13 protein-coding genes and 1 tRNA gene are annotated in these 14,915 nt (G+C 70.2%); 3 read left to right on the top strand and 11 right to left on the bottom strand.

From position 1 onward, the window contains the following. Positions 1-106 precede the first annotated feature (106 nt). Positions 107-178, top strand: a tRNA-Cys gene (locus ACWDR4_RS37430). Positions 179-332: 154 nt separating this feature from the next. Beyond that, the gene (locus ACWDR4_RS37425; protein WP_450415134.1) at positions 333-866 is read left to right on the top strand and encodes a VOC family protein; all 534 of its coding nucleotides are present in this window, start codon (positions 333-335) and stop codon (positions 864-866) included. A gap of 85 nt (positions 867-951) precedes the next feature. Here ACWDR4_RS37425 and ACWDR4_RS37420 read toward each other — a convergent pair whose 3' ends face one another. The 11 genes from ACWDR4_RS37420 to ACWDR4_RS37370 form a co-directional block, all read right to left on the bottom strand. Next, entirely contained in the window at positions 952-1,824 is an 873-nt protein-coding gene (locus tag ACWDR4_RS37420; protein WP_450415133.1) for an SUKH-4 family immunity protein, read from the bottom strand. A gap of 146 nt (positions 1,825-1,970) precedes the next feature. Beyond that, positions 1,971-2,102: a hypothetical protein gene (locus ACWDR4_RS37415; protein ID WP_450415131.1), complete on the bottom strand. Its 132-nt coding sequence runs from the start codon at positions 2,100-2,102 to the stop codon at positions 1,971-1,973. Then, positions 2,099-4,408 carry a xanthine dehydrogenase family protein molybdopterin-binding subunit gene (locus tag ACWDR4_RS37410; protein ID WP_450415129.1) on the bottom strand — a complete coding sequence of 770 codons (2,310 nt, stop codon included), beginning with the start codon at positions 4,406-4,408 and terminating at the stop codon, positions 2,099-2,101. The genes ACWDR4_RS37415 and ACWDR4_RS37410 overlap by 4 nt, the downstream gene beginning before the upstream one ends. Then, entirely contained in the window at positions 4,405-6,093 is a 1,689-nt protein-coding gene (locus ACWDR4_RS37405; RefSeq protein ID WP_450415127.1) for a 2Fe-2S iron-sulfur cluster-binding protein, read from the bottom strand. The genes ACWDR4_RS37410 and ACWDR4_RS37405 overlap by 4 nt, the downstream gene beginning before the upstream one ends. Continuing rightward, positions 6,090-6,983, bottom strand: a complete 894-nt coding sequence (locus ACWDR4_RS37400; RefSeq protein ID WP_450415125.1) for an FAD binding domain-containing protein — start codon at positions 6,981-6,983, stop codon at positions 6,090-6,092. The genes ACWDR4_RS37405 and ACWDR4_RS37400 overlap by 4 nt, the downstream gene beginning before the upstream one ends. A gap of 281 nt (positions 6,984-7,264) precedes the next feature. Next, positions 7,265-8,896, bottom strand: coding sequence for a beta-N-acetylhexosaminidase (locus ACWDR4_RS37395; RefSeq protein WP_450415204.1), 1,632 nt, complete (start codon positions 8,894-8,896; stop codon positions 7,265-7,267). Between the two features lie 35 nt (positions 8,897-8,931). Next, positions 8,932-9,801 carry a carbohydrate ABC transporter permease gene (locus ACWDR4_RS37390; protein WP_450415124.1) on the bottom strand — a complete coding sequence of 290 codons (870 nt, stop codon included), beginning with the start codon at positions 9,799-9,801 and terminating at the stop codon, positions 8,932-8,934. Next, positions 9,801-10,718 (bottom strand): carbohydrate ABC transporter permease, encoded by a 918-nt coding sequence (locus ACWDR4_RS37385; RefSeq protein WP_450415202.1) that lies wholly within the window; start codon positions 10,716-10,718, stop codon positions 9,801-9,803. The genes ACWDR4_RS37390 and ACWDR4_RS37385 overlap by 1 nt, the downstream gene beginning before the upstream one ends. Positions 10,719-10,756: 38 nt before the next feature. Next, entirely contained in the window at positions 10,757-12,082 is a 1,326-nt protein-coding gene (locus ACWDR4_RS37380) for an extracellular solute-binding protein (RefSeq protein WP_450415122.1), read from the bottom strand. 236 nt (positions 12,083-12,318) lie between these two features. Next, positions 12,319-12,615 (bottom strand): DUF3039 domain-containing protein, encoded by a 297-nt coding sequence (locus ACWDR4_RS37375; RefSeq protein ID WP_053741615.1) that lies wholly within the window; start codon positions 12,613-12,615, stop codon positions 12,319-12,321. Between the two features lie 29 nt (positions 12,616-12,644). After that, complete coding sequence (locus ACWDR4_RS37370) at positions 12,645-13,220, bottom strand: YqgE/AlgH family protein (RefSeq protein WP_450415120.1); 576 nt, start codon at positions 13,218-13,220, stop codon at positions 12,645-12,647. A gap of 302 nt (positions 13,221-13,522) precedes the next feature. On the opposite strand from ACWDR4_RS37370, the gene murA reads away from it, so the two are divergent. Next, complete coding sequence (gene murA / locus ACWDR4_RS37365; protein WP_450415118.1) at positions 13,523-14,869, top strand: UDP-N-acetylglucosamine 1-carboxyvinyltransferase; 1,347 nt, start codon at positions 13,523-13,525, stop codon at positions 14,867-14,869. The last annotated feature ends 46 nt before the right edge of the window (positions 14,870-14,915 follow it).

The raw sequence follows: 14,915 nt of genomic DNA, 5'->3' as shown, positions 1-14,915 counted from the left end.
CGCCCGACTCCCTTGCCCCTCCCCACCCCCCACCCCTACGGTCAAGTAACGAAGTCCGGAACGGACCGGGCCGCAGCCACACCGCGCCCCCACTCCGTCCCTGCCCGGCCGTGTGCCCGAGTGGTTTAGGGACTCGCCTGCAAAGCGAGTTACGTGGGTTCGATTCCCGCCACGGCCTCAGACAGTCCGACCATGGCAGACAGATGGGGTGGCCCTCCTTGAGGGCCACCCCATCTGCCATTCGTCTCGGCTCGCCCTCTGCCTAGGCCAGAAACAGACCTACATCCCGCCTAGCGTCGTTGTCGGTATCCGGCATCGGCGAAAGGACCACGATGTCCAAGCAGGGCAACGCCGCCCCTGAGGGCTACACCACCGTCGCACCCTGGGTCGTCACCGACGACACCGGCGCCTTCCTCGACTTCGTCGCCCAGGTGTTCGGCGGCGAGGAACTCGGGCGGGTGCTGACGGAGGACGGCCTGGTCGGTCACGGGGAGATCCGCGTCGGTGACACCGTCGTGCTGGCCTTCGACCGGCACGCGGACTGGCCCGTCATGCCGAGTCTGCTGCGTGTGTACGTCGCCGACGCGGATCACGTGTTCTCGCAAGCCGTCGCAGCCGGCGGCCAGGTCGTCACCGCTGTGGCGAACGATGCCTTCGGACAGCGCGGAGGGCGTATCAAGGATCCCTTCGGCAATATCTGGTGGGTGGTGAGCCGCGTCGAGGACGTCCCTGAGGACGAGATGTGGAAGCGGCTGCAGGAGCCCGTGTACGCCGAGGCCATGCGCGTGGCTCAGGAGACACTCGACGCCGAGCTGAGCGGTCGGGAGCACGGGCGCGGCAGCGCTCCCGTCCGGAAACCCGACTGACCCGACTGACCGGAGTCACGTGAGTTGCGTGAGTGTCAGGCGGCGATCAGTGCGAACTAACCCCCGCGCTCAGCGCACCCTTTGCTCAGAGCACCTTGCCCGCCTCCGCCTCGAAGTCGATCGTCCTCGCCCGCCGCAGCAGCCACAGCGTGTACGCGAAGGTCGAGACGTCCGTGTGTACGCGGTGCAGGGTTGCCTCGGGCTCGTTCCAGACCAGGACCGTGCCCGTTCTGCCGTCCAGTACCAGGCTGTTGCCCTCCGCCAGGTGGCCCAGGCGGATCAAGTCGGCTGATCCCTGCGGGAGTTCGGTCGCCGCCGTGTCCTCGTCCGCGCAGTACTCCGCCAGCGTCGGCAGCGGTATCTCCGTGTCCAGTTGGAAGTGGCCGTCGTCCTCGGGGAGGCCCGTGGCGGTCAGGAAGCGGCGTGTCGGCTCGTGGGTGAGCGGGGCCGGGAAGTCGACGTCCTCGAAGCGCACCACCCTGGCGTGGCCGAACTCCTGCTCAAGGAGCCGGGCGGACAGGTCCAGGGCGAGGCCCGACTCCGCGCCGGGGGCGGCGAACCTGGCCAGCGGGCGGATCAGGGCGGCCATCTTCCAGTACGGCAGCACGTCGGCGCTGGTGCTCTGTGCGAACACCGTCAGCAGGTGCCTGGACGTCTCCGCCACCGTCTGTGCGCCCAACCGGCCTGCGCAGGAAGCGAATCGGCCTCGCGCTGCTGCCAGTTCCTCCGTCGCCGCCGCGAACCGCAGCAGCCCCTCCAGTGAGGAAGCCGGAGCGCGCCGGTCCAGCGGGGCGCGGCGGTTGGGCGGGAGGTGCGCCGCAGGCGTCTCTCCCGTCGCGTTCGCCACCGCCCGCAGGGCATCAGTGCGCAGGGCGCCGAACCTCATCTGGCCCTTACCGACCGGCAGTCCAACGCGCGTCAGCAGTTCGCCCCTGGTCAGAGTGATCGTCGTGCTCATGGTTTCCCCCGCGCATGGTTGTTCGCAGTCCCCCGGCGCGACGACCAAAACGTCCGTCGCCCGGCGGGCCCTCCCACTGACCAGAACACTACGCGGCACCACTGACAACGGGCCCTGACCTGCGGCGGAGCCCAACCCGACTGTTCTCAGCCGAAGTACACGCCACCCGCGACAACCACGACCGCCGCCACCACGAACAGCAGCACCCACACCAGCACCTTGCCCGGCGTCGGCCCGGGCTCGTAGCGCCGCTGTTCCTCTGGATTCGAATTCGTCATGTCGCCGTCACCACCGCCGCCTGGGGGCGGATCGGCAGGCGGTTCACCGGGCGGCCCGTCGCCGCCCGTACCGCCGAGGCGATGGCCGCCGGGGACGTCACCACCGGTACCGCGCTCGCCGCCTTCGCGCCGAAGGGGGCGACCACGTCCCGTTCCTCGACCAGTTTCACGATGCGGATGTCCGGGGCGTCCAGGGCCGTCGGGAGGGCGTAGCCCGTGAGGTCAGGGTGGCGGATCAGCCCGCGCGCGGAGCGCAGGTTTTCGGTCAGGGCGATGCCTACGCCCTGGGTGACGCCCGCCTCGATACGGGCGACCAGTTGGGCCGGGTTCAGGACGCGGCCCACGTCCTGGGCGAGCGCCAGCTCCACCACGCGTACCGAGCCCAGCTCGATGTCGACGTCCACCACCGCGCGGATCGCGCAGAACGCCAACCCGACGAAGGCGTCGCCCTGGCCTGTCTCGTCCAGGGGTTCCGTGGGGTGCGGGCGGCACTGGGCCGTGGCCCAGAGCTCCTTGCCGTCCATCGCCTCCATCACCGTGGTCGACAGGACACCGTCGTACGAGGTGATCTTGCCGTCGGTGATCTGCAACAGCTCTGTGGACATGCCGAACTTGTGGGCCAGGGGCTGGAGGAGTTGCGTGCGGACCATTTTCGCCGCCCGTTCCACCGCACCGCCCGACACCCAGGTGTGGCGGCCTCGCGCGCCCGGTCCTGCCGGGGGCTGGTCGGTGTCGACGGGGGCTACGTGAACCTCGTCGATGCCTAGCGTCTCCTGGACGATCTGGCGGGCCAGGGTGGTGAAGCCCTGGCCGGTTTCCACCGCCGCGCACAGGACCGTGGCGATGCCGTCGTGGACCTTGACGGTGGCCGTCGAGACCTCGTCCGCGCCCTCGGCGCCGAGCATGTGGACCATGCCCAGGCCGTAGCCGACGCCACGGCGGACAGCGCCCGGCTCGCCCGCGCCCTCGGGGCCGCCCGGGAGCAGCCACTCGTCCTCGGGCGTGTCCTTGGGGAGCGCCGGGAGCGGGAAGTCCCGTACCGCTTGGAGGAGTTCTGCCACCGGGGCCGGGCAGGTGACCGATTGGCCCGTCGGGAGGACGTCTCCCGTGGCCATCGCGTTGCGCAGGCGCAGTTCCGCCGGGTCGACGCCGAGCTTCTTCGCGAGCTTGTCCATCTGGGCCTCGTAGGCCGCGCAGACCTGCATCGCGCCCTCGCCGCGGACATGGCCGGAGGGGGGGTTGTTGGTGCGGACCGCCCAGCCCTCGATGAAGGCGTTGGGGACGACGTACGGGCCGCAGGCGAAGGAGACGGCCGCCGCGAGGGCCTCCGCGGAGGTGTCCGCGTACGCGCCCGCGTCGAGCAGGATCTGCGCCTCGACCTTGACCAGCTTGCCGTCGGTGTCCGCGTGGTGGCGGTAGCGCAGGAGGGTGGGGTGTCTGTGGACGTGGCCCAGGAAGGACTCTTCGCGCGTTGCCGTGAGCTTCACCGGGCAGCCCGTTTTCAGCGCCAGCAGGCCCAGCGGGAGTTGGAAGCCCTGGTCCTCGCGGTCGGCGGTGGCGCCGGGAACTCCCGTGACGACCACCTTCACGCGCTCGGGTTCCAGGCCGTAGCAGGCGGCAGCGGCGTCGCGGTCCCCGTGCGGGTCCGTCGAGGCCAGGTACAGCTCCACGCCGCCGTCGGGACGCGGCACCGCGAGGCCCGCCTCCGCACCGATGGGGGCCGGGTCCTGGCGGCCGATCCGGTAGAGGCCCTCTACGACGATCTCGCCGGCCGCGTCCGGGTCGCCGTGGCGCAGCGGGATGTGCCGGATCAGATTGCCGTCGGGGTGCAGCGGCTCGGCCTCGAAGGCCTGCTCGGGGTCGGTCACCGGGTCGAGTACTTCGTACTCGACGATGACGGCCGCCGCAGCCATGCGCGCGGTGTCCGGGTGGTCGGCGGCGACGGCGGCGATGGGCTCCCCGTGGTGGCGTACGACCTCGGAGGCGAACATCGGGCGGTCGGCCCTGCCCCGGCCGTGCAGTTCCACGCCCGGCACGTCCTCGTGCGTGACGACGGCCCGTACGCCGGGCATCTCGCGCGCGTGGGTGGTGTCGATGGAGAGGATGCGCGCGTGCGGGTGCGGAGAGCGCAGTACGGCGGCCCACAGCAGGCCCTCGGCCCACAGGTCGGCCGCGTAGGGGAACGTGCCCTCGGTCTTCGCGCGCGCGTCGGCGGCCGGCAGCGACACGCCGAGGCCGTGCGGGAGCGCCTCCGTGTCGGGGGCGGCCTCCGCGGCCGTGGTCGCGGTGGCGGCTTCGTTGCTCACGTCTGGCCTCCGTCCTGGCCGTACGTCTGGTCGTGCGGGGCGTGCGAGTCGTGGTTGCGGGCGGGCTCGAAGCCCGGGGCATCGAACGCGGAGGGGTTGACCCCGCCCGCGCCCGGTCCGGCCTGGTGCGGGATGCGGGCCTCGCCGTCCTCCGCCTCGGCGTCGGCGGCGTGCGCCTCGCGTTCGGCGACGACCTCGCGGACCGCCTCCAGGACGCCCCGGTAGCCGGAGCAGCGGCACAGGTTGCCGCACAGTGCCTGGCGTGTCTCCAGGTCGGTCGGGGCGGGGTTGCCCTCCAGGAGGTCGTGCACGGTCATCGCCATCCCGGGGACGCAGAAACCGCACTGCACGGCACCGCACTTGGCGAGCGCGCGCTGGACGTCCGAGGGCTGTCCGTCGGTGGCGAGACCCTCCACTGTGCGCACCTCGCTGCCGGCGGCGGTGACCGCGGGCACCAGGCAGGAGGCGACGAGCCGCCCGTCCACCTGGACGTTGCAGGCCCCGCACTCGCCCTGGGAGCAGCCGTCCTTGGCACCGGCGAGGCCGAGGCGCTCGCGCAGCACGTAGAGCAGCGACTCGCCGATCCAGGCGTCGGTGACGGGCCGGTCGGAGCCGTTGACGCGCAGCACGTAGGAGGCGAGGGGGTGTTCCTCGCCGGGCATTCCGGGGGCGTCGTCGGTCCGGTCGGCCGTGTCCGGGTCGACGTCGGTCGCGGCGGCACCGGATGCCTCGGTGTCCGCGTCCGGCTCGCCCTCCACGGGCTCCTCAGCGGCCTCCGGCGGGCTTTCCGGCCCGGAGGTCGTGTCGGGCTCCGTGACGGCCTCTGCGGGGCCTTCAGGGCCCTCGTCGGGGTCGTGGGTGATCTCGACGGGGACGCGATCCTCGTCGGCGACCGGGTGACCGGCTTCGGCCGGGGTGCGACCGGAGACGTCGGCCGGGTGACCGATCCCGGCGCCCGGGCGACCGGCGCCGCCCGTTTCGTGCCCGGTTTCGGGCGCGTACGTCGGCTCCGCGCCGAGCGCCGGACCGGACTCCCGCTCCCGTGTCGACTCGGGTCCGGGCGCCCAGGCCTGTCCCGCGCCCTCCGTCGCCCAGGGTGCGGGCGCGCCGCCGGGGAGCGTGGCCGGCGGCGTGCCGCCCCACTGCTCGACGAGCGCCGATGTACTGAACTCGCCCGATTCGTCCGGAAGATCACCACCCGCGACGGGGATCCGCCACTCCCCGGTCACCTCGCGGCCGGGCGTGCCGGGAGCCGCACCCTCGGGCGCGGCGGTCCGCTGCTCGAAAGCCCACTGCCCCGTCGAACTCTGGTCGTACGTGAACCCGTCGTGCTGGGTCTGCGGGGACTCCTGGGGCACGGCGTTCGGGTCGGGCCACTGGACACCCCCGGGGGGCGCGGGCGGCGCACCCCAGGAACCGTCCTCGGCCCCGGTGCCCGGTGCTGCCGCTATCTGCGGGGGCACGTATCCGTGGCCGGGCGCGGCCAGCGGGCTGTCCACGGAGGCCAGGAACGCCTCGATGCCGCCTTCGGGGAGCTTCACGAAGGCGGTGGCACCGTCGTCGTAGTCACCCTGGGGCAGCGGGTCCCAGCGGCCTCCACCACGGGGCGCGCCCTCTTCCTGCGCCCCCTGTTGATTCCCGCGCCCGTCCCCGTACTGGTCGTCGCTGTACTGGTCGTCGGTCACGAAAGTGCCCTCCCCAGTGCTCGTCGGGCCAGCGCGGCGACGGTGCGCCGCAGATGCAGTACGGCGGGCGGAAGCGGCGGTACGGAACCGTCCGCGTCCGGAACGGGGTCGGGGATGCAGGCCGCGGCGACGTACTCCCCGAAGGCACCCAGCGCCTCCGGGACGATCGTGCGGTTGTTGTCCCAGTCGATCAGCCGGGCGACCCACTGCTCGGCGTCCAGGGGGCGCAGCGGCATCGGCGCTATGGCACCGACGGCGCACCTGACGCCACGCCGGGCGGGGTCGAGGACGAGCGCGACGGACGCGAGGGCGCGCCCGGGGCCGGTCCGTCCGGTGGCCTTCAGGAAGACCTGGGGGGCGTGCAGCAGGGGCACGCGCACGAAGCCGATAAGTTCACCGGCGCGCAACAATTCGACGCCTGCCAGCAGGTGCGACACCGGGATCTCCCGGCGAGCGCCGCCGGGGCTCGCGATGATGAGCGTCGCCTCCAGGGCGGCCAGCACGGGAAGCGCGTCCCCCGTGGGGGCGGCCGTGGCGATGTTGCCGCCCAGGGTGCCGGCGTTGCGGATCTGCGGCGGGCCCGCGGCGCGCGCGGAGGCGGCCAGGGCCGGGATGAGGGCGGCGAAGTCGGGGCGGCCCATCCGTGCGTGGGTGAGACCGGCGCCGAGCAGGGCGTGGCCGTCCTGGTACTGCCAGCCGCGGATCTCGCTGATCCGGCCGAGGCCGACGAGCGCGGCGGGCCTGAGCTGCCCGGAGTTGACGGTGGCCATGAGGTCGGTGCCGCCCGCCACGGGGACGGCGGCCGGCATGGCGGCGAGCGCCGCGACGGCCTCGTCCAGCGAGGCGGGCAGCGTCACGGCCTGCGCCGCCTGCGGTGCGTGCGTGGTCAAACCGGCTGCCCCTTCCCGCTGCCCCACCTGGTCCCACCTGTGTTGCCGTACGGTACGTGCTGACAGGGCGGACGTGGCAACTCTGGCACATTCTCGCGAGACCCGAACGCAGGGGTCCGCTAGGAGGCATTCGCCCCTCTCACCAGCGAGATGGTCCGTTTTCACACGACATCGCCGACCAGTTCCGATTGGAACTGATCGGCGACCATTGGGGGCTTTTCCCCTGTGGAGTCGTGGGGCCTTGGAGCCGTGGGGCCTTGGGGCATCGGGCCCGTGGGGCCTCACACGTTCGGGGGCGTCCCCTCGATCGGGCGTCCGAGGACCCCGGGCCGCTGCTGCCACGGATGCGGCCCCGCGGGTGGCCGATAGCCGACGCCGAGGGCGTCAAGTCGCCCGTAATGGGCGGTCATCCGGCGTTCGAAGTCGGCGAAGTCCCGTTCGGCGGGCGCGGGCAGGGCACTCCAGGCGACCTCGGCGAAGGCGACCAGGCGCGGGAAGGCCTGGTAGTCCACGCGCCCGGCGTCCTCCATCACCTCGGTCCACAGGTTGGCCTGCGCGCCGAGGACGTGCCGCGCCTCCTTGGGGCCCAACTCCGGTGGAACCGGCTCGAAGCGAAAGACATCCTCAAGGGTGCGGACGTACCCGATGGGGACGGGTTCGTCGGCGCCGTCGTGCTGACGGTGGTCCAAGTACACCTGCTGCTCGGGGCACATGACGACGTCGTGGCCCGCGCGCGCGGCCGTGATGCCGCCCGCGTAACCGCGCCAGGAGGAGACGGCCGCCCCCGGTGCGAGGCCGCCCTCGAGGATCTCGTCCCAGCCGATGAGCCGGCGTCCGCGCGCGGTCAGCCAGGTGTCGAAGTGCCGGATGAACCACGACTGGAGCCCGTCCTCGTCGCCGAGCCCGAGTTCCTTGATGCGGGCCTGCGCGGTGGGCGACTGCTGCCACTGGTCCTTCGCGCACTCGTCGCCGCCGATGTGGACGAACTCCCCGGGGAACAGGTCGAGGAGTTCCTCGAAGACGCCCTCGTAGAAGCGCAGGGTGTTGTCAGTGGGGGCGAGTACGTTTCTGTTGATGCCCCAGGTGTCCCAGACGGAGAGGGAGGTCGTGTCGATGACATCGGTGTTGCCGAGTTCCGGATACGCGGCGATGGCGGCCTGCGAGTGCCCCGGTACGTCGATTTCGGGGACGACGGTGATATGCCGCTCGGCGGCGTACGCGACGATCTCGCGGATGTCGTCCTGGGTGTAGAAGCCCCCGTGCGGCTTCTCCTCCCACAGCGGTGAGGCGCGGTGGCCGAATTTCGTCCGGGCCCGCCAGGAGCCGACCTCGGTCAGCTTCGGGTACCGCTTGATCTCGACGCGCCAGCCCTGGTCGTCCGTCAGGTGGAAGTGGAAGACGTTGAGTTTGTGCGCCGCCATCAGGTCCAGGTAGCGCAGGACGCCTTCCTTGGGCATGAAGTGCCGGGCCACGTCGAGCATGAGGCCGCGCCAGCGGAAGCGGGGGCTGTCCTCGATGGTCACGTGCGGCACGGCCCAGGTGCGGTCGCGGCCCAGCGGGGCCTTTCGGTACGCGTCGGGGCCGAGGAGTTGCCGCAGTGTCTGGGCACCCCAGAAGACACCGGCCGCGCTGCCGCCCTCGATGCGGACGCCGGTCTCGTCGCTGACGAGGCGGTACTCCTCGGGGCCCAGTTCGGGGTCGAGTTGGAGCCCGATGCCGTCGCCGTCGGTGTCCGTGTCGCCGGGTTCCCGCCCCTCGCGCAGCGGCAGACCGGTGGCCTGCCAGAGGACGGTGCGCAGCCACTGGCCGACGCCCTCCACCCCGTGGCCGGCGTACAGCTGGGAGTGCACCGTCAGCCGTACCTCGCCGGAACCGGCGACGACACCGCGCGGCGCCGGAATCACATCCGTCAGTGAACTCAGTGAACTCAGTGAACTCACGTCAGTCCTCAGTCCTTTACCGCTCCACCGAGCCCCGACACCAGTCGGCGCTGCACGAGTACGAAGAACACCAGCACCGGAATCGTCATCACCGTGGAGGCGGCCATCACGCCGCCCCAGTCCGGGTCGTCGGGCTTGTAGAAGACCAGCAGGGCCATCGGCAGCGTCGACTGGGAGGTGTCACTGATGATGAACGACTTGGCGAACAGGAAGTCGTTCCAGGCCGAGATGAAGGAGAACACGCTCGTGGCCACCAACCCCGGGAAGACCAGCGGGAAAAGGATCTGCCACAGGAATCGTGACCGGCTGGCCCCGTCGATGTACGCGGCCTCCTCCAGCGCCTCGGGAACGGCCTTCACAAAGCCCCGCAGCATCCAGATCGCGAAGGGCAGCGAGAAGGCGATGTGCGGCAGGATCAGGGCACCCAGCGTGTTCAGCTGCCCGAAGTCCCGCATGAGGAAGAACAGCGGGATGGTCAGCGCCTCCACGGGCACCATCTGGGCCACCAGGAACATGATCAGCAGGGTGGTCCGGAAGCGGAACCGGAATCGGGTCACCGCGGTCGCCGCGAGAAACGCGATCAGCGCCGAGACGACGACCACCGAGCAGGCGACCACAAGGCTGTTGAGAAAGTACCGGCCGAATTCCTGCTGCCCGAAGACCCGCCGGAAGGAGTCCAGGGACGGGTCCAGCGTCCAGGGCCTCGGCTCGGTCGACTCGATCTCGCCGGCCGGTTTGAAGGCGCTGAGCACCATCCAGTAGAGGGGGAAGGCGACGACGGCCGCGATCAGCAACGCCGACACCTCGGCGGCCAGCCGCCAGGGCCGCCGTACGAACCGCTGCACACCGCGCACACCTTGGACAACGTTGCCGGACATCACAGTTCCTCCCCCTGCCTGCGCAGCAGCCGCAGGTACACGAGCGTCACGGCGAGCAGGATCACCAGCATCACGATCCCGATCGCCGAGCCGAGGCTGTACTGGGAGGAGGCGAAGGCCTGTTGGTAGGCGTAGACGTTGAGGGTGAGGTTCTGGCCGGCGATACCGCCGCCGTTCGTCATCACATAGATCTGCGTGAAGACCTTGAAGTCCCAGATGACCGACTGGATGGTGACGACCACCAGGATCGGGCGGAGCATCGGCGCCAGCACCGAGCGCCAGATGCGCAGTTGGGACGCGCCGTCCAGGGACGCCGCCTCCAGCACCTCGGCCGGTACGGCGCGGATACCCGCGTACACCGTGACCATCACGAACGGGAAGGAGCACCACACCACTTCGAGCAGCACCAGGAAGAAGGCGCTCAGTCGTCCGTACGTCCATGAGTGGTCGCCGAGACCCAGCACCCGGTTGACGGGCCCGAAGTCGGGATCGAACAGCAACAGCCAGACGGTGGACCCGGTGACCGCGGGCGTCGCCCACGCCCCGAGCGCCGCCAGCATCAACGCGAGCCGGGGCAGCGCACGGACACGAGTCAGCAGCACGGCGAGCGCACACCCGACGGAGAGCGTGGACACCACACAGGCAGCGGCAAAGAGGACGGTGGCCAGCAGCACCCGCCAGAACTGGGAGTCAGAAAATATCTCCCGGTAGTTGGCAAGCCCTTCAAAGGTGGTCGGTTTGCCACCACTCACCTGCGCCTGGGTGTAGTCAAAGAACGAGATCAACCCAAGCTGATAAATGGGGTAAAGGAGAAGCCCACCAAGGACGACAAGAGCAGGCGCGAGATAAAGCCAGGGGGCACTGGACCTACCAGAGGGGCGCGGGGAACTGCGCGACAAGCCACGACGGACCGGCACGCGCAAACCCTCCGCACCCCCCACCCGAGTAGGCGCCGTCACCCCACAGACCCAAACGCGTCATCCATCTTCTTCGCCGCGTCAGCAGAGGCAGCCGCAACATCCTTCTTGCCGCTGACGATCTCCTGGAACATCGTCGGCAGCACCAGCGAAGAGTCGATCTGCGACCACGCGGGCGACGCCGGCACGAACTTCGTGCCCGCGGCGAGCGTCTTCACGAACGGCGCGACGTACGGCTCCTTCTTGGCGACCACCGCCCGCGTGTCCGCGAACGTCGGCAGGAAGCCCATCGCGTCGAAGAGTTCGGTCTGCGTCTGCTTCGAGGCGAGCGCCTCCATGAGGTCGACCGCGAGCGTCCGGTGCGAAGTGCTGTTCAGCACACCGAGGTTGTTCCCGCCCGCGAACGCCGGTGCCACCGAGCCGGCCGTGACACCCGGCAGCGGTACGACCGCGTACTCGCCCTTCACCTTGCCGGCCTCGACGGCCGCGTGGTTGAAGTCGCCGCCGATCGCCATGCCGGCCTTGCCCGCGGCGAAGGCGGTGATGGTGTCGTTGCCGCCCATGCCCGCGCACTTGGCGGCGGGACAGTTGTCGTCGCCGAAGAGGGAGGTGTAGGCCTTGATGCCCTTCTGGGAAGCGGTGCTGTCGATGGCGGAGGCGTACGAACCGCCCCGGCCGGTGGCGAGTTCACCGCCGTTGGCCCAGACGAACGGCATCGCGCCGTAGGTGAAGGCGCCGCCGACCACGAGCCCGTACAGGTCGGGCTTGGCCGCGCGGATCGCGTGGGCGGTCTCGGTCAACTCGGCCATGGTCTTCGGGACTTCGAGGCCGAGTTCCTCGAAGACGTCGGTGCGGTAGTAGAGGGCGCGGACGCCCACGAAGAAGGGGGCGCCGTAGACCTTGCTGTCGACGGTGACGGACTGGCGGGCGGTCGGGTCGGTGTCCGACGACTCGTCCCAGGCCGCGAACTCCTTGCTGATGTCGAGGAGTCCGCCGTCGGCGACGTAACCGGCGGTGTCCGTGTTGCCGTACTCGATGACGTCGGGGGCGCTCTTCGGGTCGTTGAAGGCGGCCTTGATGCGCTGGGCGCGGGTCTCGACGGGGATGTACTCGACCTTGACCTCGGCGCCCTTGTGAGCCTTCTCGAAGGCGTCGACGACCGAGGTGACGACCTTCTCCTTCGGGGCGTTGCCGACCTCCTGGAAGAGCCACACGCGCAGGGTGCCGGTCTGCTCGTCCTTGCCGGAGGAGGAGTTGTCCGAGGTTTCGGGGGCACAGGCGGTGGCAGTGAGCCCGGCGAGGGCCAGGGCGGCCACGGAGGCGACCAGCCGAGCAGATCGAACAGATCGGACAGAGAGCTTCATCTGGCGTTTCCTCCGGTAAAAGCGTTGCAACATGCGCAATGGATGTTTCGCTCTGCACAACACCACGGAGGTTATGGACTACATGGACATGGCCACAAGAGGTCTTGACCACGTCTCCACCACTCTGTGACCGGCCGAAGCACTCCATGCAACGACAGACAGCGCAAAGGTCCCCAGGGCACACAAAACGCACCCTAGGGACCTCGCTCTACTGAACAGCCAACCAGCGCTCGGCCCTACTTCTTGCCGTCGCCCTTGCCCTCGTCGCCGCCGGAGCCCATGGACTCGTAGATCTCCTTGCACATGGGACACACCGGGTACTTCTTCGGGTCGCGGCCCGGTACCCACACCTTGCCGCACAGCGCCACGACGGGAGTCCCGTCGAGGGCGCTCGCCATGATCTTGTCCTTCTGGACGTAGTGGGCGAAGCGCTCGTGGTCGCCGTCGCCGTGCGAGGTCTGCGGCGCCGGTTCGACGAGGGTCCCCGTACCAGTCCCGCGCTGGGGCTGGGTCTCAGGTTCAAGAGTGCTCATAACGGCAAGGGTACTGAAGGTCACAGCCGTCAGTTGAGCGAAGGGTCATCGGGGTACGTGGCGACCATGGCGAGTTCGCTGCGCTGACGTCTGAGCACCTCGCGCCACAGGCGTTCCGGGGCCGGCGAGGAGACGTCCCCCGGTTCCGACTCCACGACGTACCAGGCCCCGTCCGTCAGCTCGTCCTGCAGCTGTCCCGGTCCCCAGCCCGAGTACCCGGCGAAGATCCGCAGCGATCCGAGCGCCTTGGCGAGCAGTTCGGGCGGGGCCTCCAGGTCGACGAGGCCGATCGCGCCGTGCACCCGCCGCCAGCCGAGCGGTGTGCGCTCCCCCGACACCCCGCCGCCGGGGATGACCGCGATGCCGAGCGCGGAGTCGAGGGAGACCGGGCCGCCCTGGAACACGACCCCGGGGGCGCCCGCGAGGTCCGCCCAGCCCTCCAGGATGTCGCCCACGTCCACCGGGGTCGGCCGGTTGAGGACGACACCGAGGGAGCCCTTCTCGTCGTGGTCGAGAAGGAGCACCACCGCGCGGTCGAAGTTCGGGTCCGCCAGGGCGGGCGTGGCCACGAGCAGCCGCCCTGTGAGCGAGGACACCTCGGTCATGCCAGACATGATCCCGCATCTTCCCCCGGTGCGGGGAGCCAATCGGGGTACCCGAGTGAACGCAGCTCAGGGCTCAGGGAAGCGGGGCGGGCGCACGCAGGCGCCGGTGACCGCACGTGCCCGGCGGCGAACCGTTCGTGTTGTGGCAAAGCTATGACACGGCTGGGCGGCGCTTGGGCTTACAGAAGGGGGGTGTACGGCGATTACCCTTGCTCTTCGGCTCCTGCGCGTGCCTGTACGACCGCGTCCTGCACGACGGGCCCGCCCAACACCCCCGCCCAACTCATCGGAACGCGAGATACATGACGGTCAACGGCACAGACGACGTACTGATTGTCCACGGCGGCACCCCGCTGGAGGGCGAGATCCGGGTCCGCGGTGCGAAGAACCTCGTACCGAAGGCCATGGTGGCCGCCCTGCTGGGCAGTGCGCCAAGTCGACTGCGCAATGTCCCCGACATCCGTGACGTCCGCGTCGTGCGCGGGCTGCTCCAACTGCACGGGGTGACGGTCCGGCCGGGCGAGGAGCCCGGCGAGCTGATCATGGACCCGTCGCACGTGGAGAGCGCCAACGTCGCCGACATCGACGCGCACGCGGGTTCGAGCCGTATCCCGATCCTCTTCTGCGGCCCCCTCCTGCACCGCCTCGGGCACGCGTTCATCCCGGGCCTCGGCGGCTGTGACATCGGCGGCCGGCCGATCGACTTCCACTTCGAGGTGCTGCGGAAGTTCGGCGCGACGATCGAGAAGCGGGCGGACGGGCAGTACCTGGAGGCTCCGCAGCGGCTGCGCGGTACGAAGATCGCACTGCCGTATCCGTCCGTGGGCGCGACCGAACAGGTCCTGCTGACGGCGGTGCTGGCGGAGGGCGTCACGGAGTTGTCCAACGCGGCCGTGGAGCCCGAGATCGAGGACCTCATCTGCGTACTGCAGAAGATGGGCGCGATCATCGCCATGGACACCGACCGCACGATCCGTGTCACCGGTGTCGACAAGCTCGACGGCTACAACCACGCGGCCCTCCCGGACCGTCTGGAGGCCGCGTCGTGGGCGTCGGCGGCGCTGGCGACCGAGGGCAACATCTACGTCCGCGGCGCCCAGCAGCGCTCGATGATGACGTTCCTCAACACCTACCGGAAGGTGGGCGGGGCCTTCGAGATCGACGACGAGGGCATCCGCTTCTGGCACCCGGGCGGCCAGTTGAAGTCCATCGCCCTCGAAACGGACGTGCACCCGGGCTTCCAGACGGACTGGCAGCAGCCGCTGGTCGTCGCCCTGACGCAGGCCACGGGCCTGTCCATCGTCCACGAGACGGTGTACGAGTCCCGGCTCGGCTTCACCTCTGCGCTGAACCAGATGGGCGCGCACATCCAGCTCTACCGCGAGTGCCTCGGCGGCTCCCACTGCCGCTTCGGGCAGCGCAACTTCCTCCACTCGGCGGTCGTGTCGGGCCCCACGCGCCTCCAGGGCGCCGACCTGGTCATCCCGGACCTCCGGGGCGGCTTCTCGTACCTGATCGCCGCCTTGGCCGCCCAGGGCACCTCCAGGGTGCACGGCATCGACCTGATCAACCGGGGCTACGAGAACTTCATGGAGAAGCTCGTGGAGCTGGGCGCAAAGGTCGAGCTGCCGGGCAAGGCGCTCGGCTAGTAGTAGTACGAACGCCGATGGGGCGGTCACCCGAATTCGGGTGTCG

It is taken from the genome of Streptomyces sp. NPDC000878 (assembly GCF_053599695.1).
The sequence above is the reverse complement of the archived record's forward strand: the minus strand, read 5'-3'. Positions and strand labels throughout refer to the sequence as shown.